Genomic DNA, 26,519 nt, shown 5'->3' on the forward strand with positions numbered 1-26,519 from the left:
ATTCCGAACGCAAAAGCGCTGCACACTTTTGCTGGAATTGCTCTATCTGATGTAGCTGCCGCCATTGACGTCGAACGTCGCCCCATTGACCGACACTTGCGAAGGACGAAGAAGGAAGGCCACAAGCTCGGCGATCTCGGCCGGCTCGGCCATCTCGCCGATCGGGATGTCGCCGACCGCTGCATCCTTTCCGTGCCTCGCCACGAACTCCTCGGCCATATCGGTCCGCACCCAGCCCGGCGCGATGGAGACGGCGACGACCCCGTCGCGACCGAAGCTCCTCGCGATCGACTTTGTGAGATTGATGAGCGCCGCCTTCGTCGCCCCGTAGGGCATGGCGTCAGCGGCATAGCCGCGCTGTCCGGCGCGACTGGCCATATTGATGATCCGCCCACCGCCCTCTTGCTTGAAATGCACGAGGGCCTCTTTGCAGAGATCGGCGGCTGCGAAGAAGTTCACCTGAAACTCTTTCTGCCAGACGGCCCGCCAATCGGCGGGATCGGCATCGATCGAAATCTCGCTGCGGATGCCGGCATTGTTGACGACGGCATGAATGCGTCCCGCCGCCGCGAGTGCGTCGCGCCACAGCGCAAAGGCGCCGTCCGGGCGGGAGAGGTCGGCCTGGACGATCAGGCCGTTCCCACCGAGTTTGCCAAGCAAGGCTTGTGCCCTCTCCCTGTCGCGCCCGTAATGGATGACGGGTCGCGCGCCTTCGGCTGACAGGCGTTCGACGATGGCAGCACCGATCCCGCCCGATGCTCCGGTGACGAGGACTGTATGGCCGGTCAGGGATTGAAGGTGAGACATGGTGGCTCCTAACCGAGAAGGTCGACCTGGGGTCCCCAGGTGTCGGAGAGCGCGAAGCCGGCGACGAAGGGATCATCGTCGGACAGGCGCAACTGTTCACGGCCATAGATGAAGGCGCGGCCGGTTATTCGCGGCAGCACGGCGCGACGGCCGCCGACCTCGCTCTCGCCGATCGCTTCCGCGAGGAATTCCCCGCCGATGATCGACCGCGATGTCCGCCGATCGCCGACGGAGACCTCACCGCGAGCATAAAGCGTCGCCAGGTTCGCCGAGCTGCCGGTTCCGCAGGGCGAGCGGTCGACGCGGCCGGGTTGCAGCGTCGTGCAGGTTCTGACCGCGCCGTCGGCTTCCCGGCCGCGGAACATCACATAAGCGATCTCATCAACGCCGGCGAGAACCGGATGAGCAACCGAAACCTGGCCAGCCAGAAGCGCCTTGAGCTCGATGCCGGCTTCCGCCAGCAGCCGGGCATTGGCCGGGGAGATATCGAGGCCGAGTTGATCGACGTCGACAAGCGCGTAGTAAACACCGCCGAAGGCGACATCGATCTTGATGCGCCCCCATTTCGGCGTCTCCACCTCCCTGTCCAGCGCTTCGGCGAAGCTCGGCACGTTGTCGAGGCTGACGGACAGGCAGCGGCCATCGCGGCAGGCGGCGCGGGCGACGATAAGGCCGGCCGGCGTATCCAAGCGGACGATCGTCTCCGGCTCCGACATCGGCACCCGGCCGCTTTCGAGAAGTGCGGTGACGACGCAGATGCAGTTGCTGCCGGACATCGGATGGGCGCGGTCGGCTTGCAGCACGATGAAGCCGGCATCGGCATCGGCGCGCGTCGGTTCGACCAGCAGGTTCACCGACATGGCGACGCTGGCGCGCGGCTCGAAGGTGACGAAGCGGCGCAGGCTGTCGTCGACCGTGTTAATGTGGCTCATCTTGTCGAGCATCGTCGCGCCCGGTATTTCGGGCGCGCCGGAGACGATGATCTTGCCGATCTCGCCCTGGCAGTGGACCTGCAGCAGATCGAGGCTGCGGTTCCAGTTCATTCGGCCGCCTCCGGCTTGATGTACCAGCCCCAGGGCTCCTCGCTGGCGAAGCAGGTGATCTGTTTGGTCTCGAGATAATTTTCGAGGCCCCAGCGGCCGAGTTCGCGGCCGATGCCGGATTCCTTGTAACCGCCCCAGGGCGCTTCGGTGAAGGTCGGCTGCGAGCAGTTGATCCAGACGATGCCGGCACGGAAGGCGGCCGCGACGCGCTCGGCCCTGATGTCGTCCTTCGACATGACGGCGGCGGCTAGGCCGAAGCGGGAATCATTGGCGAGCTCGATCGCCTCCTCCTCAGTCTTGAACGGCCGGATGCAGACGACGGGTCCGAAGATCTCCTCCACCCAGGCGGCGCTGTCGAGCGGGACATCCGTCAAAATGGTCGGCTGGAGGTAGTAGCCCTTGTCGAAACCCTCTGGGCGCGCTCCGCCGCAGGCGACCGTTGCGCCAGCTTGCCGGGCCGCTTCGATCGCGGCAACGACCTGCTCGTGCTGGCGCTTGGAAACCAGCGGCCCGAGGAGGACGCCCTCGTCCATACCGTTGCCGATCTTGATCTTATTGGTTTCCTCGATGAGACGCGCGAGCAGCCGCTCGTAGATGGTGTCCTGCACGAGGACTCTCGACGTCGCCGAGCAGACCTGGCCCTGATTCCAGAAGATGCCGAACATGATCCATTCGACGGCTTTGTCGATATCGGCGTCTTCGAAGACGACGAAGGGCGACTTGCCGCCGAGTTCGAGACTGACACGCTTGATGTCGCGGGCGGCCGCCGCCATGATTTTCGAGCCGACCGGTCCCGAGCCGGTAAAAGCCAACTTGTCCACTTGCTTGTGATCGATTATCGCCTGCCCGGCGACCGAACCTGCTCCCGTGACGATATTGAGCACGCCCGCCGGCAGCCCGGCTTCGTCGGCAACCGCCGCCAGTTCCAGCGCCGTCAGCGACGTCAATTCGGCGGGCTTCAGCACTACGGTGCAGCCGGCGGCAAGGGCCGGAGCGACCTTCCAGGCTGCCATCAGCAATGGATAATTCCAGGGAATGATCGCGCCGGCCACGCCGAGCGGCTCGCGCACCGCCTTGGAGGTGAAGCGCTGATCGGGAAGCGTGATCGCCTCCTCGGGATTGTTGTCGAGCTGTTCGGCGAGCCCCGCATAGAAATCGAAGCAGCCCGCCGCGTCGGCAACGTCCCAATCGGCCTCGGGGAACGGCTTGCCGTTGTCGAGAACTTCGAGGCGGGCGATCTCGGCCTGCCGGGCGCGGATGCCGTCGGCGATCGCACGGAGATACCGCGCGCGCTGGGCTCCCGTCAGCTTCGGCCAGCCGTCCTTGTCGAAGGCGCGGCGCGCCGCCTTGACGGCAAGATCGACATCCTCGCCCGTTGCGGCGCCGATCGTCTGGATCACCTCTTCCGTCGCGGGATTGGTCACCGCGCAGGTGCCGCCCTTGACCGGCTTCACCCACTGTCCGTCGATATAGAGTTCGCTTCGCATGTTTTACTCCCTTTCTCCTGGCGTCGCCGCTCTCAGAAGCGGTCGACACGATAGGGTTTCATGTCCACGGGCGGTTCAACGCCCGTGATGAGATCGGCCATCAACCGGCCGGTCGTCGCCGCATAGGTGAGGCCGAGATGTCCGTGCCCGGTCGCGTACCAGACGTTGCGGCGCTTGGCGGATGGACCCATGACCGGCACGGTGTCAGGCAGCGCCGGGCGATGCCCCATCCACTCCGTCGCGCTCCGGGGCACCAGATCAGGCAAGGCTTCCCGAGCCCTCTTCACCAGGATTTTCGCGCGGCGATAGTCCGGCGGAGCATCGAGTCCGGCCATCTCGACCGTGCCGCCGACGCGGATGCCGCCCGCCGTCGGCGTGACCATGAAGGCGCGCGCCGGCCAGATGATCGAATGGCGCATCGAAATGCCGGGCTCCATGATCTGCGTGTGGTAGCCGCGCTCGGTTTCGAGCGGGATATGTTCGCGCAGCAGCGCGGAAAGCCGGGCGGTGAAGGCGCCGGCCGCAAGCACCACCTTGTCGGCCGCAAGGATGCGCCCGTCCGCCAGGCGCAGAGCCGAGACGCCGGCCTCGCTCTGCTCGAAACCGACGACATCGCCCTCAACGATCCGGCCGCCGAGTGCCTGGAACTTTTCGGCAAGGGCGGCGACGAGCTTGTGCGGATCGGTGATCGACCGGTTGTCGGGAAAGAGCACCGCCTTGCCGATCCTGGTGGTCAAGGCCGGCTCGAGATCGCGGATGGCGTTGCCGCCGAGGATTTCGTGCCGGAAGCCGAAGCGCTCCAGGATGTCGATATGCGCGCGATCCGCCCTGAACTCGGCCTCGTCGGTATAGAGGCTCAAGCACCCCTCGGCCGTCAGCATCTGCGTGAGGCCGGTCTCGTTCAACAGCGCGTCCAGATCTTCATAGACCCGGCCGCAGAGCACGGCGCCGGCCGCTTCCAGCTCCCTCAATTTTGAGGGGCGGCTGGCGGCGAGGAATCTCAGGAACCACGGCACCAGTTTCGGCAGGTAACTGGGCCGAATGCGCACCGGCCCTTCCGGATCGAGCAGCCATTTCGGCATCTGCGCCCAGATGCCGGGGCGAGAGGCCGGCATGAATTCGGTGACGGCGATGCTCGCCATATTGCCGTAGGAGGCACCCATGCCGGGGGTCGTCTTGTCCACCAGCACGACCGCCTGCCCGCGACGCTGGAGTTCATAGGCTATGACGACGCCGATGATACCGGCGCCGACGACCACCAAAGGAGCTTTGTTTCCACTCATATCCATTCCCAAGTCAGACCGTCGTCATCCAGGTATCCGCCACGGTGAACCCCTGTTGGTAGGGATCGGTCGGATCCATGCCCATCTGGTAGAAGCCGGTGATCCATGCCTGTCCTGCGATCGCCGGGATGACGGCATCATATTTTCCGACCTTCGCTAGCCCGTCGATGGCGCAGGTGAAGCGGCTTCCGGTGATGGATTCATGGATGAGCGTTTCGCCGGGCGCGATCAGTCCCTTGGCATGCAGCAGGGCAAGGCGGGCCGAAGAGCCGGTGCCGCAGGGCGAGCGATCGCAGCGGCCGGGAGAGACGACCACGCAATTCTTCGAGATCAGCTGGCCGTTTTCGCGGCGAAGCGGCCCCATGAACTCAGTGTTGGTTATGCCTGGGATATCGGGGGTTTCAGGATGTTCCACCGCAAGCTGCTCGGCGGCGGCGAATTTCAGCTTCTGCCCGACCGCGCAAAGGTCGCGGGCTTCGGAGGGATCGATCGAAAAGTCGAGAGCCGCGGCATCGACCATCGTATAGGTCATTCCGCCATAGACGATGTCGACCTGAACGGTGCCGAGACCTTCGACTTCGATATGCCTGCCGAGGTGGTAGCAGAAGGCCGGCTGGTTCACGAGCCGGACGCTCGTCACCTTGTCGTCCGAACATTCGCAGCGGACCCGGATCAGACCGGCCGGCGATTCCAGCGTCAGGTTTGTCACCGGTTCCTGCATCGGCAGAATGCCGGTTTCGAGCAGGACGGTCGCCACGCAGATGGTGTTGGAACCCGACATAGCCGGATATTCCGTGGTCTCCAGGATCACATAGCCGAAATCCGCCTCGGGGTGATTGGAAGGCAGAACGATATTGGCATTGTGCCAGACGGCGCCGCGCGGTTCGAAGAGAACCATCTTGCGGATATCGTCCATATGGGTTTCGAGGTAGGTCCGCTTGTCGAACATGGTCTCGCCCCTGACCTGGCCGACACCGCCGACGATCACCTTGCCGCTTTCGCCTTCCGCGTGACAATCGACGATGGACAGGACCTTCTTGAATCGCATCGCTTGAGCCTTCCAGGTCTTCGTGGGGAAGCAGGTGCATTTTCGGGACCGGTCGCCCGCGTGGCCGATCCCGCTCTCTGCAGGAAAACCCTACCAGTTGAGGATCGGCTCCATCGCCGCCCGGAACTCGGCCTTTTCTTCCGAGGTCAGCTCGCCGAGCGGCGCGCGGCACGTCCCCACGGGCAAGCCCTGAAGCTCGCAGCCATATTTGATCTTCTGCACGAACTTGCCGCTCTCGAGGATGTTCATCGCCCGGTAGAGGGTTTTCATCATCTCGCGGGCCTTGCCGAGATCTCCCGACTTGTAGGTTCGGTCGAGATCGCAGCAGGCCTTGGCCATGCAGTTGGACGGACCGCAGATCCAGCTTTCCGCGCCCCAGAACATGAAATCCAGCGCGATATCGTCGGAGCCGCTGACGAGCTGGATCTTGCCCTCATAGCGGCTGACGATGTCGATCGCGCGCTGCAACACGCCCGAGCTTTCCTTGATGCCGATCACCCGCGAATTATCGGCGAAATGATCCATCAGCTCGAAGCTGATGTCCGAACCATCCTTTGCCGGATAGGAATAGAGCACGAGGCTGACATCGACGGCGCTGAGTACGGCTTCATAGTGCTTGACGAGTTCCGCCTGGGTCGGACGGGTATAAAATGGCGGCGCCAGCAGGACTGTCTCATAGCCGATATCTCTGGCCAGCGCCGTCTGCTCGATCACCTCGCGGGTGGCCGGCGCGTTGGTGCCGGCGATCAGAATTTCGCCCGGCCTGGCAAACTCCTTGACGAACTGCAGCACGTCACGGCGCTCTTCCCTGGATTGGCTGAAATACTCGCCGGTCGAGCCGTTTGGAACCCAGCCGGTGACGCCGGCCTCACGCAGATGCGTCAGAAGCTTTTCGAACGCCTTGAAGTCGATCCTGTTGTTCGCGTCGAAGGGGGTGATGAGGGCGGGCATGACGCCGGAAAGTTTCATGGGATTTCTCCTGTCCTGGGAATGACGGTTTCAGATTGCGAGCTTCTTGAGGATGCGTCCCTCGATGAGGGAGACCGCCCGCGTCAGTGGGAAGGCAATGGCGAAGTAGATCAGGGCGACGACCGTCAGCACTTCGACCGGACGGGCCGTGTTGTTCGAGATGTTCTGGCCGACGAACATCAGGTCCGCCATGCCGACCGCGGAGACGAGCGCGCTCTCCTTGAACAGGCTGACGCAGTTCGACAACAATGTCGGGATGGCCCGCAGCACCGCCTGCGGCAGCACGACGTTGATGACCTGGGCGCTGCGCGGCAGGCCGAGCGCGACGCAGGCATCCAGCTGCTCGCGGCCGATGGATTTGAGGCTCGCCCGGAAGGTCTCGCTGGTGATCGCGCCCATATAAAGCGTCAGCGCGATGACGCCGGACGCCAGGTTCGAAAGCTCGACGCCGAGGATGAGCGGCAGGCAGAAGAATATCCAGAAGAGCTGGATCAGCACCGGCGTGCCGCGGAAGAATTCGACATAGGCGCCGGAGACCGCGCGAAGCGCCAGATTGCCGGAAGCCCGGGCGAGGCCGACAAGGAAGCCGAGAGAGCATCCGAGCACGATGCAGATGACCGTCAGTTTGATCGTCATCCACAGGCCGAGCAGCAGTGCGTGCTCGAAGTGCGGCAGGATCGAGAAGTCGAGCGTCATCATGCTGGCCTCCTAGCTGACGAGGATCTGGCGGCGGCGCTCAAGCAGGCCGACGATCTGGGTTATCGGGAAGGACACGGCGAAATAGATGAGCGCCACGACGGTGAAGGTCTCGATCGGCCGGTAGGTCTCCGTCGCCAGCGTCTTGCCCTGGTACATCAGGTCCTGGATCGCCACGATCGCAACCAGCGCGCTCTGCTGGAAGATGACGATGCCGTTGGTCAGAAGCACCGGGATCGAGGCGCGGAACGCTGTCGGAAAGACGATATAGAGCACCCGCTGCAGCGGATTGAGGCCGAGCGCGATGCCGGCATCGAGCTGCTCACGCGGAACCGCCTGGATCGACGCCCGGTAGGCTTCGGCGTTGAATGCCATCAGATTGAGCCCGAGCGCCATGATGCCCATTGTCATCGGATCGAGAAAGACGTCGAACAGCATCGGCACGCAGTAGAAGATCCAGACGATCTGGACGATGGCCGGCGTGCAGCGGAAGAATTCGACGAACAGCATGAACGGCAGCCGCACGATCTTGATCGGGCTCATGATGAGGAGGGCCAGTCCGAAGCCCAGCACGATGCCGAGGACGTTCGCAGCCGCCGTCAGCTGCAGCGAAACCCACAGCCCCTGCAGAAGCGGAGCGACGGAGACGGCATTGAAATCGAACGTATAATTCATCTGTGCCTCCCTACTGTTTGATATGGAAGACGCGGTCGATGAATTCCTTGGTACGCTCCTCGCGCGGGGCGCCGAGCACCTGCTCTGGCGGACCGTCCTCGACGACCACGCCGCCGGCACAGAAGATGACGCGCGATGCGATGTTCTTGGCGAACCACATGTCGTGAGTGACGATCATCATCGGCATGTTCTGGGCGGCGAGCTGCAGGATGACCTGCTCGACCTCGCTGACGAGTTCCGGGTCGAGCGCCGAGGTGACCTCGTCGAACAGCATCAGCTTCGGGTCGAGCATCAGAGCGCGAGCGATGGCGACGCGCTGCTTCTGACCGCCGGAAAGCTGGGCCGGATAGGCATTGGCCTTGGCGCCGAGCCCGAAGCGCTCGAGCAGCGCCTGGGCGCGGGCCGTGGCCTTCGCCTTGCTTTCTCCGCGCACCTTGCAGGGCGCGAGAACCAGGTTCTGAATGACGCTCAGATGCGGAAACAGCGTGTAGTGCTGAAAGACCATGCCGATCGAGCGGCGGACATTGGTGTCGATCTGGGTCTTCCTGGCAGCGCCATCGGAAGAAATATAGGCCTTGCCGTCGAAACTGACCGAGCCGCTGTCGATCTGTTCCAGGCCCATCATCACCCTGAGCAGCGTGCTTTTGCCGCCGCCGCTCGGACCGATGACGACGACGCGTTCGCCGGGCTTCATTTCGATGTCGATGCCTTTCAGCACCTGGATTGCTCCGTTGCCATAGCTTTTGTGGAGCGCCTGCATTTTCACGAGGGGAAGGCTGAAAGACGTGGTCATGGCCAATCTCCGATGATCGAAGCTGGAAGGGCCGGCGCGATCCCCGCACCGGCCCGGCGAGGTTACTTCGCGCCCTTGAGCACGTCGTCGACCGCCTTGCGGATCAGCTCATCGACGTGACCGGTCGCGACCTTCTCTTCGAGGAAAATATCGACCACTTCGACGTCGGCGGCCGAAAGCTGATGCGGCAGGCCGAAAGCGACACCCTGCTTGGCAAGGGCCGGCGTCGGGTTGAGCGCGACTGCCCAATCCGGGTTCGACTGGGTGAAGAGCTGGTTGGTATCGGAGGCGTCGACCAGGATGTCGGCGCGCTTCGAGGTGACCGCCAGGCGGGTCTCGTCATTGCCGGGAAGGCGCATGATCGTGGCGTTCTTCACCGCAGCGGAAATGGCCTTATCCTGCGCCGTGCCCGACATGACGGCGAGCGTCACGCCAGATTTGTCGATATCGGCGACCGAAGCGGCACCGGCGGTAATCTTCGGGTTGTTTTTATTGTAGGCGAGCGAGATCTGGTACTCCATCGCCGGGATCGAGAACTGCACGGCCATGGCGCGCGTCGGCGTGCGGTTCAGCGCCAGCGACAGATCCCATTTGCCTGCCTGCAGGCCGGCAACGATATTGTCCCAGGTGGTATCGACGAATTCAGGCTTTACCTTCAGCACATCGGCGAATTCCTTGCAGAGATCGGCAAAGAAGCCGGAATATTCGCCCGTCGCCGGATCGCGCATGACATATGGCGGCGCGACAGCCGCGCCGCAGCGCAACGTGCCTGCCTTCTGCACGCCCTGCCAATATCCCTCGGCGGTCTGTGCGTGTGCGGCGGTTGCGGAAAGACCGCCCATCAGGGCGAGCACGGGCAGCGCCCGCAAGGCGGACGTTATCAAAGAAAGCATTGGGCATTCCTCTTTTGCTGTGCGCGAAAGCGCGCGGTTCCACTCGTCGGCTCTGGCCGTTTCTATTGTTTTCTTGTCGGCTGCGTGTCGACTTATGGAAATAAGTCAACAGCGTGTCGACAAAGTCAAGCGGAAAAATTACATTGCCGACACGCTGTTTTTCTGGCCCAATGGGATCCGCGCCTGGAGAAAGGGACTTAAGTGTCTGATGAATCGGAAGTGAAACGCATCCGCGGGACCGGCTGGAAGAGCGTTTATGAAACGCTCCGCAACGAGATTTTGTCGCTTGCTCTGCCGCCCGGTCAGCTTCTCGACGAGATGACGCTTGCCGAACGCTTCGACATGTCGCGCTCGCCGGTGCGCGAAGCGCTGATCCGGCTCGGCGCCGACGAGCTGGTGGTGACGCTTTCCAACCGCAGCACGATCGTCGCGCCGATCGAAGTCGCGACCTTTCCCAAATATGTCGAGGCGCTCGACATCGCGCAGCGCATGAATACGCGGCTTGCCGCAGCGCTCCGGACCGAGGCCGACCTGAAGACCATCGCCAAGCGGCTGAAGATCTTCGAAGCGGCGGTTAAAACCGGCAATCACCTCGCCATGTCCGAGGCCAACAAGGAATTCCACATGGCGATCGCCCATGCCGGAAAGAACCAGTACCTCGCCTCCTTCTATGAGAAGCTGCTGTCGCAGGGACAGCGCATGCTTCACCTGCATTTCGAATATCTGGAGCGAACCCATGAGGGCTATCTCTTGACCGACGAGCACACGCTGATGCTCGATGCCATCCGGGACAAGAACGTCGAGCTCGCCGACGAGCTCGCCCACGCCCATACGCGCCAGTTCCAGGATAATTTCATCAACTTCATGCGCGAGAACTACACGACGGACGTCGCGCTGGGGCCATTGCGGGCTGCGGAGTAATCACATGAAAATCAACAGCATCGGATTCGTCGGCACCGGCGCCATCACCGAAGCGATGGTTCGCGGCCTTCTGGCCGAACCGGCCTATGTCTCGGAGATTCACGTGTCTCCGCGAAGCGCCCACATTGCCGCGACATTGGCGGAGGAGTTCGCCTCGGTCAGGATTGCCGGGGACAACCAGACCGTCGTCGATCGCAGCGACATGGTGTTCCTGGCGATAAGGCCGCAGATCGCCGAGGAGGTCGTGCGGGCGCTGTCGTTGAGGACCGGCCAGACGGTCGTCAGCCTCGTTGCGGCGACGGAGCGCCAGGCCCTGCTCGAATGGATCGGCGCCGATATCGATCTCGTCCAGGCCATCCCCCTGCCCTGCGTCGCACAGCGGCAAGGCGTCACCGCCCTCTATCCCGCCAATGCCGCCATCGCGGCGCTGTTCGACACGCTCGGAACGGCGGTGCAATGTCAGTCGCGGAAAGAGTACGATCTCCTCGCGGCCGCAAGCGCCGTCATGTCGACCTATTTCGGCGTCATGGAGTCGATCATCGGCTGGCTGGAAAAAAGCGGCCTCGAAAGAGCTAAGGGCCAAGCCTACATCGCCCCGCTCTTTGCAAGCCTGGCGCAGAAAGCCAACAACCCCGGTAACGAGCCGTTCAGCGCGCTGAGCCGCGAATTCGCCACCAAAGGCGGCCTGAACGAGCAGGTTCTTTCAGACTTCGACAGGCAGGGCGGTCTTGCGGCACTCAACGGCGCCCTCGATGGCGTGCTTGCCCGCATCGAAGGCCGCCGGAGCTGAGGCGCATGACATCGGCATGGATGCGAACGGGCCTGGCAGGCGTTACAGCCGTCGCGGCCCTTCTCGGCGGAACCGTCCTGGCGCATGCCGAGGCGGCAAAACCACCGGCCGTTTCCACCGTCATTCTCTCCCTCTCACCACGGACCGTTCGCTGGGCCACCATCTACAAGGTTCCCGACCCCGCCGATCACGATCCCTATTACCATCTTGAGATGATCGAGAAGGAGCGGCATACCCCGCCCTGGCAATTCAAACGGCTTGCCGCATATCTCGTCGTGACGGCGGAGGCTTTGGACAGGAGCCGCCTCAGACGGAAGGCAAAGACCTATTTTTACAAGGACATCGAGTTCCGGCTCGCCGACAAGGCCTGGCGTGAACAATCTCCGGGGCAAAGGGAGGCCGTAGTGTGCCGTACGGCAATTGTCGAATGCATCAAATCCGCTTCAGAATAGATGCTGACCTGCTAAATTAAAGAGTTAGAGCATGATGTCGCCCGAAAACCGCTCACACTTTTCGGCATCATTCTCTAGAACGTCGGCGGCGTGCAGGCGCTGATGACTTCGCAGGGCACCGGCCCGACGCAACGGAACCGATGCGGCCGCCGGCTTTCGAAATAATAGGCATCCCCCGGCCCGAGGATACGCCGCTCGTCGTCGACGGTCACCTCAAGCCTTCCCGAGAGGACGATCCCGCCCTCCTCCCCCTCGTGAACAAGCGGAATCTTTCCGGTGTCGGCGCCCGGCTGGTAACATTCCTTGAGCATTTGCAGGCTGCGCCCGAACAGATTTTCTCCGACCTGCCTGTAGGAGATGGCGCCCTTGCCGATCTCCACCAGTTCTTCCGCCGCATAGAAAGCCTTCTTCGGACGCTCGGGCTCAAAGGCGAAGAACTCCGCCAGACCGATCGGGATACCGTCCAAAATCCGCTTCAATGCCCCGACCGAAGGGTTGGAGGCATTCGATTCGATCAGCGAAATCGTTGAATTGGGCACGCCGGTGCGCTTGGCGAGTTCACGCTGGGAAAGCTTATGGGCGATGCGCAGATGGCGAAGGCGGCTGCCGATGTCGACTGACATGATGCGGTCCGTTTGTGTTGTCCAGAATATCGAAAAACATATCCGGTCATTCATTCAGTTTCAATGACTTGCACCACCGAAGAAAAGGACTTGTTTGAAAGGGAGAAATTGCCATTCTGCACGCCATCCCAATGGAGGCCAGCATGGACCAGATCAGCAAAACGAACGCGCCCGTCCTCGACAATTTCTGGATGCCGTTCACCGCGAACCGGCAGTTCAAGGCTACGCCGCGCCTCCTGGCCGCAGCGGAGGGCATGTATTACACCGACGTCGACGGGAACAAGGTGCTGGACGGCACTGCCGGCCTCTGGTGCTGCAATGCCGGCCATGGCCGCAAGAAGATCGCCCAGGCAGTCGAGCGGCAGCTTTCGACCATGGACTATGCTCCGACCTTCCAGATGGGCCATCCGATCGCCTTCGACTTCGCCGCCAAGCTGGCCGCGAACGCGCCCGGCGGCCCGGACGGCAAGCTCGACCGGGTGTTTTTCACCGGCTCAGGTTCAGAATCAGTCGACACAGCGCTGAAGATCGCCATCGCCTATCAGCGTGCCATCGGCCAGGGCACGCGCACGCGCATCATCGGGCGCGAGAAAGGTTATCACGGCGTCGGCTTCGGCGGCATATCCGTCGGCGGCCTCGTCAACAACCGTCGGGTCTTTCCGCAGATACCCGCCGACCATATGCGCCATACGCTCGACGTCGAGCGCAATGCCTTTTCGAAGGGCCTTCCCACCCACGGCGTGGAACTGGCCGACGATCTGGAGCGCTTGGTGCAGTTGCACGGCGCCGAAACCATTGCCGCCGTCATCGTCGAACCGATGTCGGGATCGGCGGGCGTCGTCCTGCCGCCGAAGGGTTATCTGGAAAAGCTGCGAGCAACCGCCGACAAACACGGCATCCTACTGATCTTCGACGAGGTCATCACCGGCTTCGGCCGCCTCGGCACGCCTTTCGCGGTCGATTATTTCGGCGTCGTGCCCGATCTCGTCACCACGGCAAAGGGGCTCACCAACGGGGCGATCCCGATGGGCGCAGTCTTTGCCAGCCGCAAGATCTATGACGGCCTGATGGTCGGCCCGGAAAATGCGATCGAACTCTTCCATGGCTATACTTATTCCGGCCATCCGGTCGCCTGCGCCGCCGGGCTTGCAACCCTCGAAATCTACGAGGAAGAAGGACTGCTGATGCGCGCGACCGATCTGGCCGAGCACTGGCAGGAGGCCCTGCATTCGCTGAAAGGGCTGCCGAATGTCGTCGACATCCGCAATCTCGGCCTGGTCGGCGCGATCGAATTGGCGCCCCGCAACGGCGCGCCGGGAACCCGCGCCTACGACGTCTTCGTCGACTGCTTCAACAAGGGCCTGCTGATCCGCGTGACCGGCGACATCATCGCACTCTCGCCGCCGCTCATCATCGAGAAGAGCCAGATCGACACGATCGTCTCGACGATCGGCGATGCGCTGAAGCGCGCGGCATAATTCTGCATGCTGCGTCCCTCGTCGGCGATTTCAATCGCCGACGGAACCGCCCGGCTGCAAGCATGGCGATCAGCGCTTCAGGGCCTGTGACGGAAGTTGACCGAAACGCTTCCGGTATTCGGCTGAAAATCGCCCGAGATGGGTAAATCCCCATCTGAGCGCGATGTCGGCGACGGCCTGTCGCGTGCCGGATTCGAGCAGATCGCGATGGGCGGCAAGCATCCGGAGTTCATGCAGGTAGGCCATCGGCGTGGTATCTCTGAACTGCCGGAAACCCTGTTGCAAAGTGCGGACGCTGACCTTGGCTGCGGTCGCGATGTCGTTGAGCGAGATCGGCTCGGCGATATATTCCTGCATGAATTCGATCGCCCATTTCACATGGCGAGGAGCCGGGGCCGGAGCGGGTAGCGCAAGCGCCTCCGAATAGCGATGGGGACAGGTCTCCAGAAGCAGATAGATCATCGCGTCGCAAAGCGCACTCCGAGCCAGCGGCGACTGCTGCAGCGGCCCATCGCCGCTGAGCCCGTAATAGAGGTTCGCGACAAGTTGCTGCAACACAAGCCCCGAACCGGTCGTCAGATCGATCGTCGGATGGAAATCGGCGTCACCGCTGATCGTCCGCTCGAACATATGCGTGAGCTGCCTGTTGATCTTCGCCTGATCGACGAACAGACCGAGATGACGGCGCGGGCCGATCAGGCGGGAACCCGAGGCGCGGCCTGCCCCGATAATGGCGCCACGGCCGGGAACCGAATGGATCGGCTCCTTCCCGGCATCGAAGACGGCGTTCCCCTCCATCGGCAAGAATATGATCAGCTTGCCGTTGGGTGCTTCCCGCCTGATTGAGATCGTGCCGTCGTAGGCACAGTCGGCGATGGCCAGCTCTTCCGTCGAGATAAAATTGCAGCGGTAGGCGATGGGTGCCGCGGCTTGCGCCGCAGCCTTGATCGGGGAGTTCGGCGTCGACAATATTTCCGACAGTGCGTCCGGATCCGTGCCGCTGAACGCCGTCTCCCAAAACGACGGGCTCTGCCTCGCCGGATCGTGGAGGGAGCTGCCATTGGCGGGCATATGAGAACGACCGGACATTCATGACCTCGAAGACAATGCCCATCGGTAATAAGCGATGGGCGCAATCATTTCTTTTCATTTTGCGCCGTCTGATGAGGTTTCAGCCGTATCGGTTAATTGCGAGATCCCGCGCATCGATTTCAGGCGTGCGACCGCCGACCAGATCGCTGATCAACCGCGCCGAACCGGTGCTCATCGTCCAGCCGAGCGTGCCGTGGCCGGTGTTGAGGAAGAGGCCGCTGATCTTCGTCGGGCCGATGACCGGCGTGCCATCCGGCGTCATCGGGCGCAGGCCGGACCAGAAGGACGCCTTGGAAACGTCGCCGCCGGGGAAGAGATCGGTGACCGAATGTTCCAGCGTGCTGCGGCGGGCGAACCCGAGATCGTTGGTATAGCCGGAGATTTCAGCCATGCCGCCGACGCGGATGCGGTCACCGAGCCGGGTGATTGCGATCTTGAAGGTTTCGTCCATGACGGTCGATTCCGGGGCGCGCGACGCATCGGTGATCGGGATGGTGAGCGAATAGCCCTTCACCGGATAGACCGACAATTTGATGCCGAAGGGCTTGAGCAGCAGCGGCGAATAGCTGCCGAGCGCCACCACCACCGCATCCGCACTCATCCGTTCGCGCTCGGTGATGACGCCGCGCACGCGGCCGGCCTCGACATCCAGCGCCTTGATCGTCGTGTCATAGGCAAAGCGGACGCCGCGCGCCTCGGCTTTGGCGGCCAGCGCATTGGTGAATTTGAAGCAGTCGCCGGTTTCGTCCTTCGGGGTCAGCAGGCCGCCGACGATCTTGTCGCGCACATGCTTCAATGCCGGCTCGAAGCGGATGCAGCCGTCGCGGTCCAGCACCTCATAGGGAATGCCGTCCGCCGCCAGCGCCTTGACGTCCTTGGCCGAGGCCTCGAGCTGCTGCTGGGTGCGGAACAACTGCAGCGTTCCCTGCATGCGTTCGTCATAGGCGATGCCGGTCTCGGCGCGAAGCTCGGCCAGCGCGATGCGGCTGTAATCGGCAAGACGCAGCATGCGGCTCTTGTTGATCGCATAACGCTCGGAGGTGCAGTTCGACAGCATCCTCGCCATCCAGGAGAGCATGGCCAAGTCGAGCTTCGGGCGCAGGATGAGCGGCGCATGTTTCATGAACAGCCACTTCATCGCTTTCGCCGGAATGCCGGGCGCTGCCCATGGCGAGCAATAGCCGAAGGAGACTTCGCCGGCATTGGCAAAGCTCGTTTCCAGCGCCGGGCCTTTCTGCCGGTCGACGACCGTGACCTCGTGACCTGCCTTGGCCAGCTGATAAGCGGATGTGACGCCGACGATACCGGCACCCAGAACAATGACTTTCATGATCTTCCCAATGATGGAGCCGCAGTGCTCTCAGCGATATTGCCTGTCGTAACGATCGCCCAGACCGGTTAGGATTTCGTAAGATATTGTGCCGGCGTCGCGGGCAATGTGCTCGAGCGTCTGGTTCGAGCCGAGCACTTCGACCAGACTGCCCAGCGTCAGGGCGCCTTCGGGTAGCGCCGACACATCGACGGTCGCGCTGTCCATCGAAACGCGGCCGACGATCGGCAGGCGGATGCCGTTGTAATAGATGGCGCCGCGGTCGCCGAGCGACCTCGGCAGGCCGTCGGCATAACCGGCGGCGATGGTGGCGAGGCGCATTTGCCGCTGCGTGACATGCGCGCCGCCATAGCCGACCTTGGCGCCGGCCGGCACGGTGCGGGTCTGCACGACGGCGACGTCGAGGCTGACGACGGGCTCCATCGGGTTGTTGCCGCCGGCGTTGGGCGCGCCGCCGTAAAGCGCGATGCCGGGGCGAGCGAGCACGCCGTGATAGGCGTCGCCGAGGAAGACCCCGCCGGAATTGGCGAAGGACATGTCGAAGCCAAGAAATTGGTCAGCGATACGGGCCATCTCAGCCAACTGTTCGCCGTTCTGGTCGCTCTCCATGTCATCGGCCGAAGCGAGATGGCTCATGATGAACAGGATTTCGACATTGCTGCCGTCGCCAAGCGCTGCCGCCAGTTCGGTTCTTTCCTCCTCGGGAAAGCCGAGCCGCGACATGCCGGTGTCGAATTGCAGCACGGCAGGCAGGCAGCGCTTCAGCATGCGCGCCGTCGCCGACCATTGCCGCCACTGGGCCAGCGAGTTGAGAACCGGGACGATGCCCGTCTCGGCGCAGGCGATCTCGTTGCCCGGCTGCAAGCCGTTCAGCACAAAAATCTGGGCGTCATGCGCAAGGGTCGGCCGCAGTCTGACCGCCTCGACGAACTGGGCGACGAAGAAATGCCGGCAGCCTTCGCCGTAGAGCGTTCTCGCGACACGCTCGGCACCGAGGCCGTAGGCGTCGGCCTTGACGACCGCCCCCGCCCGGACCGGCGCCAGCATCGATACGAGTTTGCGGTAGTTGCGGCCGAGTGCGGCAAGATCGATCGTCAGATAGCCTGTGGCGCCCTGCGCGGTCGTGGTGGTGCGTGTGCGGGAAACCAAAATATCGCTATCCATGTCCATCCCTTCTCGATCTCAATGAAGTTTATGAAACAATGCGCGAAATTGCCTATCATTCAGCAACAGGTTATTGCACGATTTGCCTATTATCCGCATAATCGATGAAAATTTGGAATAATCCATCATGGCCGCTCTCGACTCGATCGATCGCAATATACTGAGGCTGCTGCGCCTCGACGCGCGCATGAGCAATACCAAGCTCGCCGCCGAGATCGGCCTGTCGCCGTCCGCCTGCCTCAGGCGCATCAAGATCATGGAAAAGTCAGGGGTGATCCGCGGCTATACGGCGCTGGTGGACACCGGCAATGCGGACGAGATGATCGCCGTGATCATCAACATTACGCTCGAGCGACAGACGGAGGACCATCTCGACCGCTTCGAGGCGGCGGTCCGCCGGCATCCCGAGATCCGCGAATGTTTTCTGATGACGGGCGATTCCGACTATCTGCTGCGCGTGGAGGTCGCCAGTCCGGGCGAATTCGAGCGGATCCACAAGGAAATCCTGTCGACCCTGCCGGGCGTTCTCAGGATTCATTCCAGCTTCTCGATCCGCAATGTTCTGGCGACGCGCACCAGAGGCAGACGTTAAAACGCGATCCCCACGCTCATATCAATTCAAGCGCCGTGGCCCTGGCGACCGCTTCACTCGTCGTCGCGACAGTCAGCTTGCGGCGCGCCGAGGCAAGATAGAGCTGCACCGCGCTCACCGAAATGCACAAGCGGGCGCAAATCTGCTTTGCCAGCAGGCCATTGGCGGTCATCTGCAAACATTGCAGCTCGCGGCGCGACAATTGCGGAAAATCCGCGGTTTTTCTCATCCCCGACAGAACCATGGCACGGTCATGAAGATGGTGGGCGAGAAACTGCAGGTCGCGCATGCTGTCCATGCGGAACTGTCGCCAATAAGAATCCGGGTGAGTGGAGGTGACCGTAAACAGCGAGCGCTCGCCTTGAGGTCCTCGTACCGGCAGCGTAACGCCCTGCCGGCCGATACCGAAGGCCATCGCCTCCTTGAAGAAGCCGCATGCCCGGCCTGAATCCCATTTTGATGCGGACCATTCCACCGGCAGAAAACCGCGCCGGCCGAGCCGCACGACGGGGTCGATGCTGAAGTAATCCCGGGCAATATATTGTTTCACCCACTCGGGCGGGTAGGTCAGCATCAGCAACGGATTGTTGGCTGCCGTCGCCGAACGGGTCACATGCAGAACCATATGCGATATCGCATAAATATGGCGCACTTCATCCAGCGTTGTTTCCAGATCCTGCAATGTCGGCGATGCGGAGATCCGGTCCAGACAATCGAAAAAACGAGAACTGCTCAGCATGAGATGGACTCGTGGTTGTGCGATTCATTTTCCACTCGCATCGGTATCATTTAGCGACTGCTGATAATAGCCTGTTCACGGCATGACGTGAAAAATACGTTAAGGCTCGGCGCGGCACAGGCCGCGGCCGAGGCGTAGCCGCATCCGCCCGCAGACTGCCTGGATGGCGATTAGGCTGGCCACTGCGGCATTCACCGCATGCCGCCATGTCCTTCGCCGATGACCGTTGCCGCAGGAGTGGAGGGCACCTTATCGAGAAGACGGGACAGGTTGGCTTGAAGTGTCCTGCTATGGTCTGCCGTCACGTCCCATAAACCGACATACAGGTTGCCGATCTCGGGCCTCGATCGGGCAAGCGGCGTCGGTCTCCAGCCGATCCGGCGATAGACGCCGATCATCGCGGCGTCATAAACGCCGGCGATGCTTTCGATACCGGTGTCGAGCGCCAGATCGCAAAGCCCCGAGAGCAGCTCGGTCGCGACGGTGCGCGACGAATTTTGAGCGGCGTCAATAGCAAGCGGATGAACGCAAAAGCGGGTGCATTCCCAGCATGTCGGGCTATCGACGTCGATGGGCTGATCAAAGAAATCCCGGAACTCGCTTTTGAGCATCGTCGCGCCGGTGGTCGGCAGCAGGCGCAGCGAACCCGTCAGTGTACCGGAAGGCTGTTGCGTGACGAGATAGACGGGGTCTTCCGTCTCGTCGTATCGGTCCCTTTCGCACTGGTCCCTGACATCGACCTGCCATCCCAGCCGATCGCGGAAAACGGCGGCGCGCGCCCGAAACATGTCGTCGAAAGCACGCCGGTCGGTATCGAGCATATCTCTGGTGAGTATCCGCAACATATCCGTCCCTCCTGATCGTCGATGTTTCACAACAGGAGGCCGATCCGAAGCAATCTGGATATTTCACCAGATTGACCGGCACTTCGCCTTGTCTTTCATTTTCACCAGAATTTCGAAGCTCGACCGATCGAAAGCTCTTCGTGATTGCCAATGCGAATGTACCAAGGGGAGGATTGTTGATGACTCACGACCTGGCGCGCGGCAGGCGCATTCGGGAGGCGATATCCCGCGGCAAGTTCCGGAAAGTTCACGCCCTGGCGGCCGAACTGGACGTGTCCGTCGCGGCCGTCTCGCGCTGGCAGAATGGTGGTCATACCTCGCTGGAAAGTGCCTGCGCGCTCGCCCATCTGCTGGATGTCTCCCTCGACTGGCTGCTCCTTGGGCGAGGCACGATGGACTGGCATAGGAACAGCGCCATCTCCGCCACGGAATTGCAATTGGTCCTGGCGCTGCGCAACCGGTCCGCCGCAACGCAGTCCAATCTCGTCGGGCTGGTTGAATCCATTCCTCCGGAGCACCCAAAACGCCAGGCATGATTTCGCCTGGCTTTTCAACCTGCGATCAACACCTTAAGGTTGAGAAAAAGAAAATAATCGGGCAATCTTCTAGTCAGGGTTTCAATCACGGCAGAACGGCCAGCCATCCGTGTCCTCGCCGCCGCAGAGACCCTTGTTTTCACTCTCAACGCAGAAGGGGTGCCGACCATGTCTACATTGCTGACCATCAACGTCAAAAACTACGAGTCGCAGACGCAAAACTTCTACTTTTTCCAGCAGCCGGCGATTTATACCGGCGGCGGACAGGTCTATTCGAACAGCCTTTTCTCGCAATCGCTCGGCAACTACGATGCCACGGGTGCGATCCTGACCTTCCAGGTCAACCTGCAATATTATGCCGGCATCCAGCAGGCGAACACACCGCCGCAAATTGGCGCTTCTTCCGGCTATGCATCGGCCAGCCGCGCCATCGATCTCGCGCCAAGTTCGGGGGGCAGCGGCAGACCGAACGACTGGACGACCGCGACGGTCAATCCGCTTGGTCTTTCCGCGCCGATCTACGGTGAAGGTGTGCAGCCTGGCGCCTTCCGCATCACCACGCCGGTCTTCAACTCACCCCCCTACTACAATGTCGGCTCGGCGGTTGCCGTCAATGGCGGCATCGTTCTCTCCAACTTCGTGCAGGCAAACCCGGCCAGCAACACCGATTGCCAGCCGATCCTGAAATATTACGTCCAAACCGGTTCCTACACGCCAGGTGTCGTGATGAATTTCACGCAGTCGAGCGTGAACGCGGCGCTGTCCGATTTCACCGGCGGTTATTCCATCTGCAACGTCAGCCTGAAATCTGACGGCACCTGGACGACACAACTCCAGTAAGTCTCCGCAGGCATGCGGGTGAAGAACCGTCCCCTCTTCAACCGCATGCGCACCATCCGCGCGATTGCCGCCGCCGGCCAAGGCGGCGGACAGGCTGAATCTCAGAGGGGATTTCGCACGCCATGACCAGTTCGTCCTATCAGATCATCGTTCGGAACCTGTCGCAGACGACGCAATATTTCTATGTCTTTCAGAAGCAAGCCGCATTTCCGTCGTCGTTGCCGAGCCCGGCTTCCATCCTCAGCGGCAGTCTCGGCTGCCAAAGCGTCGGCAATTACGCCAGTTCGGGAGCTCAGATCAATTTCGGCCTGGACAGCCAGGTCTATGCAGGCGCCCTCAGCACCAAACAGTCAGCGTCGTCCTCTCAGCTTATCGCGCTTATTTCGCTCAATGCCGCCACCCGATCCATAGTCACCAGCACCACGGCCGCCCGACCGGTTGCGCTCACGACTGCTGACGGTTCGCCGGACAACTCCACGACCTTGACGCTCGATCCTCTCGGGCTTTCCGCGCCTGCCAATCAAACCGGGATCGCGATCGGCGGCTTTGGCATGAACGTGCCGTCCTATACGCCGTTGCCAAACCCCGAACTTTATTGCGGCGTCGCCGCCCTGAATAGCAGTGAGGCGATCATCCTCTCGAGCTTCATCGCTCCCACCCCCAACGCCGTCATGAACTGCGTACCGAAGCAGATCTTCTTCGTGAAGATGGGCTACCAGCCGATGGGAAGCATGGTGGCCTATGACGAGAGCAACGCGGCCTGCTGCGATTTCACCACCGGCTATGCGACCTACACCGTGACCTACAACGCCAACGGAACGTTTTCGGCGACTGGAGGTCCATAGACCCAGAAATCCTTCCCCATCGACGCTTCAGCAAACCATCAACCCTGCAAACGAAAGGAACATAGCAATGTTGCGCACCACGTTTAAATTCGCTGGCCGAACAGCACGCGGTAGGATCGCCGGCGGGCTTGTCGTTGCCGTCCTCTCTCTCCTCGCAACCGCGCTGCCCGCCGCCGCGCAGCTCGCCTTTTCGCCCGATTGCCGGAACCACCAGCCGATCGCCGTCGCACCGCCGCAGGATGCGATCCTGTTCACCAAGCAGCCGGCGCCCCATCCGAATGGAACGGCCTCCATCTTCGCCATCAACGGACTGGATACCTACGTCATACCGCAAGGGGCCAACTCCTGCGTCGTCGCAGCACCTCACGCGAATGACAATTACTGCTTCATTGCCCGCAACGACAACACGATTGACGGCGTCGGTTTTGCCGCCATTCGAAATCCGGGCGGTCTGACTGCCTGCCAATGAGAGCCGAACTCCGGCTCAAAACGATCCCCCTCTCCGTCTTGCGCGAAGGTTCAAGACGGGGAGTTGCTGATTTGCGCAACCGGGCGGCGCCGGCAGGGCCTCGATCAATTCTCAACGCCGCAGCCTTGCGGGTCGCTCATAAGCGGCGGATTATTGGCTGCGGTGCCGACTAATGCATGTCGCCCGGAAGTGTGCAGCCGTTCCGGGATAACGGCATGCATAAAAACAAAGAGCTAAAGCGCGTCGCATGAATCAAGTTTGATGCGACGCGCTTTAGAACCTGAACCTCTGCGGAACAATCGGCAGCGTTCAGCGGTTTGGTAGAGCCGCTTAAACGGGGAGGCTATCATGCGTGCTGTTCTGATCGCTGCTATATTCTCGCTGTCCTGCCTGCCTCACACAGCAAAGGCGTCGGAGTCAGGATTCTTGCGATCCCTGGCGGGCGATTGGCGCGGGACCGGTATGGTTCTCACCAAGATCGGCGGAACAAACTTCAATGTTTCCTGCACGCTCAAATCAGACGCGAGCGAATCCGCAGTTTCGATGAACGGGAAATGCCGCGGCCTTGCGGTTTTCACAAGAGCGTTCTCGGCCAATGTCAAAGCCTTGGGACAACGATACACCGGCAACTACATCGGGCCATCGGGACAGCCGTCCAAACTGGTCGGCAGCAGGCAGGGCGACGCGCTCAATCTTCGCGTGACCTGGGCTCGCGTGGTCAATGGCGACCGAAACGCCATGTTGATGATCGAGAAAGTCGGACAGGACAGGCTTCGGCTTCAGACGGTCGATCAGGATCCGACGTCAGGCAAATCCGTGGTGACGAGCCGCATCGATTTGCAACGTCCCGCTGCAGCGGGAAGGTAGGAATCTCTGGCCGGAATGCCGGTGGGCGCATGGACGTCCTGACCGGCTTCAAGCCGCCCTGCTTCCGGACACATCTGCTCGAAGGCACTATGTCCCTACGGGACGTCGCCTTCCGTCTTCGCAGCAGGTTCCCCGGTTAAGAAGACAACTTCGAAGACGAGCCCTTCGGGCCTGTAGTCCGATCTAGATTGCGCCTGCGCCTTGGAGGAAAATGCCCGCTCTATCAGGACGGAGCCGAAGCCTCTTTTTGTCGGCGTCGAAACCGCCGGTCCGCCGGCTTCCGTCCATACGAGGAGGACGCGGCCGTCATCGTGCTTCCACGCGATGGCGACGGTTCCCTGCTCGCTTCCGAGGCTTCCGTACTTCGTCGCATTGGTCGCCAGCTCGTGGAGCACGAGGGAAAGCGGCAGGGCGATGTCGGCCGGAAGAACCACGTCGGGGCCATCGAGACGAATACGGTCCTGCGAGGCGATGTGCGCCCGCAAGGCGGCGGAAATGATCTCCCGGATGGGGGCGGCCGACCCCTCCCGCGACAGGATGAGATCATATGTGCCAGCAAGTGCGGCGAGCCTTTCGGCAAAGGCGTTGTAACTTTCCGGATTGGAGCGCGAGAAGGTCTGCCGGGCGATCGCCTGAACGAGGGCGAAGCCATTCTTGACCCGGTGCGCCATTTCGCGGACGAGCAGGGTTCGCTCCTCCTCCGCCTGCTCGTTCCGGCGCCTCCGCTCGTCGAGTTCGTCAAGCAGCCGATCGAAGGTCGCGCCGACGACATCCAGTTCGTCCGGGCCCGTCATGCCGGTGCGCGCCGTCGTCTGGCCGTTGCGCCACTTCTCCATCACCTCTGCGATCCTGGAGATTGGCGCGAGGATGAAGCGGTTGCCGATGACGATCGCGGCAAGAAAGGCGAAAAGCGCCCCGCCGATAATGGCAAGCGTATTCATCAGCGTCGCCCGGTTGATCGGCGCGAAAGCCTCCGGTTTCGAGAAGCCGGCGCTGACATAGAGGGGGCTGGACGGCAGCGCTATCGGGCGATAGCCGAGGATCCGCACGGTTCCGTCCTGGCTCGTCACCTCGATCACATCGGGCTGTTCGGCGTGGATCAGGTGCTGGTATTCGTCGGGTATGACCGTGCCGACGAACTGTTCCGGAAGCGGAACGCGCGCGACGATGGTTCCCTTGCCATCGGCGATCGTCACCGCATTACCAGGGGCGACGCCGCGCTCGGTGATGCGGTTCTGCAGCCAGTCCAGCCTGATGCCGCTGACGATGAGGGCCTTGACGCTCTCGCCTTCCATCAAAGGCATGGCGAGCGGCAGGACGGGGCGGTCGGAAAGGCGGCTCTGCGTATAGGTGCCGACGGAAAAGTCTTTGGTCTCGAGCGTCTGCTTGAAGTAATCGCGATCGGAGAACACCACGCCGTCCGGAAAAGCCATGCTGCCGCAGACCGGCCGCCCGTCGAGCCCGACGACGAAGATAGTGCGGATGTTGGGAATGCTTTCGGCAACCGATTTCAGAGCCTCATTGCACGCCTGGACGTCGAGATGCCGGACGGAAGGCATGGCGGACACCGACACCAGAAGGGCGTGCAGGCCCTCCACAATCCGTTCGACTTCCGACGATGCCTGCCTTGCGGCCTGTGCCGCGGATGCGCGCACCTCTTCGTTGCGCTGATGGCGGAGCGCGACTTCGTTGTATGCGAGCATCGCGACCACCGGCGCCAGCGCCGCGACCGCAACTGCAACCAGCTTGAGTCTCATCCTGTTCCCTCTCGGACGAGGGTTCGTAGCATGATCGGGACGATCTGGCCCAGATCACGCAGGGAATCTTGTTTACAAAATATCAACATACGAATCAGGACGTCCGGGCATGCGCCTTGCCGGGCCTTCGATCGCGGCTACATAATCCAAGGATGAATGATGCCAAAAGCACATCCTCCGAAGGTTCTGCCGCCGGGTCCTTCTCGCTGCGGCCGCTGAATGGTGCGATGGCCGACGAGGTCGAACGTCTTTTGTCGGGCCGAACTCGCGATATCCGCCTGACGGGGGATCTGCGCCGCCGCTATGACGAAAAGTCATGGCGGCAGACCGCGAAGGTCATCCGTTCCTGGATGATATGGGTGGCATTCGTCGATATCCTGACGCTGGCGCTGAACGCCATCCTGCTTCCCCCACAGGTCGTGCTGACGATGGTCGCTCCCGCCTGCCTTTTGCCGCCGGCAGCGATTTTGACAGCGCTCGTCTGGAGCAAGCCGCGCGCGGCGGCGGTTCAGCGCGCATCGCTGCTTGTGGGAATGTGCCTTATTCTTCTATCGGTGGCACTAGTCGGCGTCTTTGCCGGCGGCGAATTTTACGAGCGGCATTTGAGCATCATGCTGTTCGTCGCAACGAGCGCCATCACCATCTTCAGCGTGCCCTTAGCGTGGACGGTTGCCATCGCCTGTTACGCCCTTTGTCTCTATTTCATCCTTCAATGGCACAACCCGATCCTGGACGCCGGTAGCGTCGTCGCCGCGACCTTGTTCTTTTCCTGCGGGATCATCGCCACCGTGGTTGCCCGGCGCACAATGAACATCCTGGCGCAGAAGACATTTCTCCTGGACTGCAGGGACCAGCGCCGGGTTGCGGAACTGGCCGATGCGAACGCCCGGCTGGAGCGGCTGGCCAGAACCGATCCGCTGACGGGGATTGCCAACCGCCGCTGGATGATGGAAACCCTCGAGGGTCTGTGGCGCAACGACCGTGAAACCGGCGTCGTCGCAGCCATGCTCATGTGCGACATCGATCACTTCAAGGCGCTGAACGACAAGCTCGGCCATGGAGAAGGCGACCGCTGCCTCGTCAAGGTTGCCGGCATCATTCAGAGCTGCGTGCGCGCCGATCGCGACCTGGTCTCGCGCCATGGCGGCGAGGAATTCTTGATCGTGCTTCCGGATGTCGACGAAGACGAAGCCATCGCGGTGGCAAAGCGTATACGCGAGAGCGTGGAAGCCGCCGCCCTTCCCAATCCTTCCTCCGGCGTTGGCCCTTCGGTGACGCTGAGCGTCGGGGTCGCCTTGAAATCGGCGCTCGACACCGACATTTCACTGGCCAATCTCCAGCACGAGGCCGACATGGCTCTCTACCGCGCCAAGGAAGCCGGCCGCAACCAGGTCTGCGTCTTTCGCCGACCGCACCAGGCTGCACCTTCCGCCACCGAGCAGATCGCCGCCCGGCGCTAAAACGGAGCCCCCCGGCTGATCGACG

The 26,519-nt window shown here is 62.0% G+C and carries 28 protein-coding genes; 11 read left to right on the forward strand and 17 right to left on the reverse strand.

All coding sequences use genetic code 11. From position 1 onward, the window contains the following. Positions 1 to 42: 42 nt before the first annotated feature. From CO657_RS27705 to CO657_RS27750, 10 genes are all read right to left on the reverse strand, one after another. Positions 43 to 807 (reverse strand): SDR family NAD(P)-dependent oxidoreductase, encoded by a 765-nt coding sequence (locus CO657_RS27705; RefSeq protein ID WP_054184453.1) that lies wholly within the window; start codon positions 805 to 807, stop codon positions 43 to 45. A gap of 8 nt (positions 808 to 815) precedes the next feature. Next, positions 816 to 1,850: a proline racemase family protein gene (locus CO657_RS27710; protein ID WP_054184452.1), complete on the reverse strand. Its 1,035-nt coding sequence runs from the start codon at positions 1,848 to 1,850 to the stop codon at positions 816 to 818. Further along, positions 1,847 to 3,337 (reverse strand): aldehyde dehydrogenase family protein, encoded by a 1,491-nt coding sequence (locus CO657_RS27715; RefSeq protein ID WP_054184451.1) that lies wholly within the window; start codon positions 3,335 to 3,337, stop codon positions 1,847 to 1,849. Before CO657_RS27715 ends, CO657_RS27710 begins: the two co-directional genes overlap by 4 nt. 32 nt (positions 3,338 to 3,369) lie before the next feature. Beyond that, entirely contained in the window at positions 3,370 to 4,620 is a 1,251-nt protein-coding gene (locus CO657_RS27720) for an NAD(P)/FAD-dependent oxidoreductase (protein WP_054184488.1), read from the reverse strand. 13 nt (positions 4,621 to 4,633) lie between these two features. Next, the gene (locus CO657_RS27725) at positions 4,634 to 5,668 is read right to left on the reverse strand and encodes a proline racemase family protein (RefSeq protein WP_054184450.1); all 1,035 of its coding nucleotides are present in this window, start codon (positions 5,666 to 5,668) and stop codon (positions 4,634 to 4,636) included. A 90-nt stretch (positions 5,669 to 5,758) separates the two neighbouring features. Then, positions 5,759 to 6,637, reverse strand: a complete 879-nt coding sequence (dapA, locus tag CO657_RS27730) for a 4-hydroxy-tetrahydrodipicolinate synthase (protein WP_054184449.1) — start codon at positions 6,635 to 6,637, stop codon at positions 5,759 to 5,761. Positions 6,638 to 6,667: 30 nt separating this feature from the next. Further along, the gene (locus tag CO657_RS27735; protein ID WP_054184487.1) at positions 6,668 to 7,333 is read right to left on the reverse strand and encodes an amino acid ABC transporter permease; all 666 of its coding nucleotides are present in this window, start codon (positions 7,331 to 7,333) and stop codon (positions 6,668 to 6,670) included. Between the two features lie 12 nt (positions 7,334 to 7,345). Then, positions 7,346 to 8,008 carry an amino acid ABC transporter permease gene (locus CO657_RS27740; RefSeq protein ID WP_054184448.1) on the reverse strand — a complete coding sequence of 221 codons (663 nt, stop codon included), beginning with the start codon at positions 8,006 to 8,008 and terminating at the stop codon, positions 7,346 to 7,348. A gap of 10 nt (positions 8,009 to 8,018) precedes the next feature. Beyond that, entirely contained in the window at positions 8,019 to 8,801 is a 783-nt protein-coding gene (locus CO657_RS27745; protein ID WP_003592251.1) for an amino acid ABC transporter ATP-binding protein, read from the reverse strand. 62 nt (positions 8,802 to 8,863) lie between these two features. Further along, complete coding sequence (locus tag CO657_RS27750) at positions 8,864 to 9,694, reverse strand: substrate-binding periplasmic protein (RefSeq protein WP_054184447.1); 831 nt, start codon at positions 9,692 to 9,694, stop codon at positions 8,864 to 8,866. Positions 9,695 to 9,895: 201 nt separating this feature from the next. On the opposite strand from CO657_RS27750, the gene CO657_RS27755 reads away from it, so the two are divergent. From CO657_RS27755 to CO657_RS27765, 3 genes are read left to right on the forward strand one after another with little or no spacing between them, the layout of a single operon-like run. Then, positions 9,896 to 10,615, forward strand: coding sequence for a GntR family transcriptional regulator (locus CO657_RS27755; RefSeq protein ID WP_003592247.1), 720 nt, complete (start codon positions 9,896 to 9,898; stop codon positions 10,613 to 10,615). Between the two features lie 4 nt (positions 10,616 to 10,619). Next, the gene (locus CO657_RS27760) at positions 10,620 to 11,405 is read left to right on the forward strand and encodes a pyrroline-5-carboxylate reductase (RefSeq protein WP_054184446.1); all 786 of its coding nucleotides are present in this window, start codon (positions 10,620 to 10,622) and stop codon (positions 11,403 to 11,405) included. Positions 11,406 to 11,410: 5 nt separating this feature from the next. Next, positions 11,411 to 11,857 (forward strand): DUF5086 family protein, encoded by a 447-nt coding sequence (locus CO657_RS27765; RefSeq protein WP_054184445.1) that lies wholly within the window; start codon positions 11,411 to 11,413, stop codon positions 11,855 to 11,857. A gap of 74 nt (positions 11,858 to 11,931) precedes the next feature. Here the strand turns inward: CO657_RS27765 and CO657_RS27770 are convergent, their stop codons facing one another. After that, a complete protein-coding gene (locus tag CO657_RS27770) occupies positions 11,932 to 12,480 on the reverse strand; it encodes a cupin domain-containing protein (RefSeq protein ID WP_054184486.1) in 549 nt (182 codons plus the stop codon). 143 nt (positions 12,481 to 12,623) lie between these two features. Between CO657_RS27770 and aptA the strand changes: the two genes are divergently transcribed. Further along, positions 12,624 to 13,958 (forward strand): omega-aminotransferase AptA, encoded by a 1,335-nt coding sequence (aptA, locus tag CO657_RS27775; RefSeq protein ID WP_054184485.1) that lies wholly within the window; start codon positions 12,624 to 12,626, stop codon positions 13,956 to 13,958. 69 nt (positions 13,959 to 14,027) lie between these two features. Here aptA and CO657_RS27780 read toward each other — a convergent pair whose 3' ends face one another. The 3 genes from CO657_RS27780 to alr all read right to left on the reverse strand — a co-directional run bounded on the left by CO657_RS27780 (position 14,028) and on the right by alr (position 17,544). Further along, positions 14,028 to 15,047, reverse strand: coding sequence for a helix-turn-helix transcriptional regulator (locus CO657_RS27780; protein WP_054184444.1), 1,020 nt, complete (start codon positions 15,045 to 15,047; stop codon positions 14,028 to 14,030). Positions 15,048 to 15,129: 82 nt separating this feature from the next. Continuing rightward, entirely contained in the window at positions 15,130 to 16,380 is a 1,251-nt protein-coding gene (locus tag CO657_RS27785) for a D-amino acid dehydrogenase (RefSeq protein WP_054184443.1), read from the reverse strand. A 30-nt stretch (positions 16,381 to 16,410) separates the two neighbouring features. After that, positions 16,411 to 17,544 (reverse strand): alanine racemase, encoded by a 1,134-nt coding sequence (gene alr / locus CO657_RS27790; RefSeq protein WP_054184484.1) that lies wholly within the window; start codon positions 17,542 to 17,544, stop codon positions 16,411 to 16,413. A 127-nt stretch (positions 17,545 to 17,671) separates the two neighbouring features. On the opposite strand from alr, the gene CO657_RS27795 reads away from it, so the two are divergent. After that, the gene (locus CO657_RS27795; protein ID WP_054184442.1) at positions 17,672 to 18,136 is read left to right on the forward strand and encodes an Lrp/AsnC family transcriptional regulator; all 465 of its coding nucleotides are present in this window, start codon (positions 17,672 to 17,674) and stop codon (positions 18,134 to 18,136) included. A 16-nt stretch (positions 18,137 to 18,152) separates the two neighbouring features. Here the strand turns inward: CO657_RS27795 and CO657_RS27800 are convergent, their stop codons facing one another. Together CO657_RS27800 and CO657_RS27805 are read right to left on the reverse strand one after the other, a co-directional pair. After that, the gene (locus tag CO657_RS27800) at positions 18,153 to 18,875 is read right to left on the reverse strand and encodes a helix-turn-helix transcriptional regulator (protein ID WP_054184441.1); all 723 of its coding nucleotides are present in this window, start codon (positions 18,873 to 18,875) and stop codon (positions 18,153 to 18,155) included. Between the two features lie 191 nt (positions 18,876 to 19,066). Continuing rightward, on the reverse strand, positions 19,067 to 19,720 hold the full coding sequence (locus tag CO657_RS27805) for an acyl-homoserine-lactone synthase (protein WP_054184440.1): 654 nt from the start codon (positions 19,718 to 19,720) through the stop codon (positions 19,067 to 19,069). Positions 19,721 to 19,899: 179 nt separating this feature from the next. Between CO657_RS27805 and CO657_RS27810 the strand changes: the two genes are divergently transcribed. The 5 genes from CO657_RS27810 (at position 19,900) to CO657_RS27830 (ending at position 23,277) form a co-directional block, all read left to right on the forward strand. Then, positions 19,900 to 20,256 carry a helix-turn-helix domain-containing protein gene (locus CO657_RS27810; RefSeq protein ID WP_054184439.1) on the forward strand — a complete coding sequence of 119 codons (357 nt, stop codon included), beginning with the start codon at positions 19,900 to 19,902 and terminating at the stop codon, positions 20,254 to 20,256. A gap of 168 nt (positions 20,257 to 20,424) precedes the next feature. Next, entirely contained in the window at positions 20,425 to 21,096 is a 672-nt protein-coding gene (locus CO657_RS27815; RefSeq protein WP_003592756.1) for a hypothetical protein, read from the forward strand. A 122-nt stretch (positions 21,097 to 21,218) separates the two neighbouring features. Then, positions 21,219 to 21,941 (forward strand): hypothetical protein, encoded by a 723-nt coding sequence (locus tag CO657_RS27820; RefSeq protein ID WP_054184438.1) that lies wholly within the window; start codon positions 21,219 to 21,221, stop codon positions 21,939 to 21,941. A 67-nt stretch (positions 21,942 to 22,008) separates the two neighbouring features. Beyond that, a complete protein-coding gene (locus CO657_RS27825; protein ID WP_054184437.1) occupies positions 22,009 to 22,410 on the forward strand; it encodes a hypothetical protein in 402 nt (133 codons plus the stop codon). Positions 22,411 to 22,758: 348 nt separating this feature from the next. Beyond that, on the forward strand, positions 22,759 to 23,277 hold the full coding sequence (locus CO657_RS27830) for a hypothetical protein (protein WP_054184436.1): 519 nt from the start codon (positions 22,759 to 22,761) through the stop codon (positions 23,275 to 23,277). Positions 23,278 to 23,372: 95 nt separating this feature from the next. Here CO657_RS27830 and CO657_RS27835 read toward each other — a convergent pair whose 3' ends face one another. Beyond that, a complete protein-coding gene (locus CO657_RS27835) occupies positions 23,373 to 25,034 on the reverse strand; it encodes a sensor histidine kinase (RefSeq protein WP_054184435.1) in 1,662 nt (553 codons plus the stop codon). Between the two features lie 152 nt (positions 25,035 to 25,186). Here CO657_RS27835 and CO657_RS27840 point away from each other — a divergent pair, with 152 nt between their 5' ends. Then, the gene (locus CO657_RS27840; protein WP_054184434.1) at positions 25,187 to 26,494 is read left to right on the forward strand and encodes a GGDEF domain-containing protein; all 1,308 of its coding nucleotides are present in this window, start codon (positions 25,187 to 25,189) and stop codon (positions 26,492 to 26,494) included. Positions 26,495 to 26,519: the final 25 nt, after the last annotated feature.

Source organism: Rhizobium acidisoli, from assembly GCF_002531755.2.
Classification (GTDB): Bacteria; Pseudomonadota; Alphaproteobacteria; order Rhizobiales; family Rhizobiaceae; genus Rhizobium; species Rhizobium acidisoli.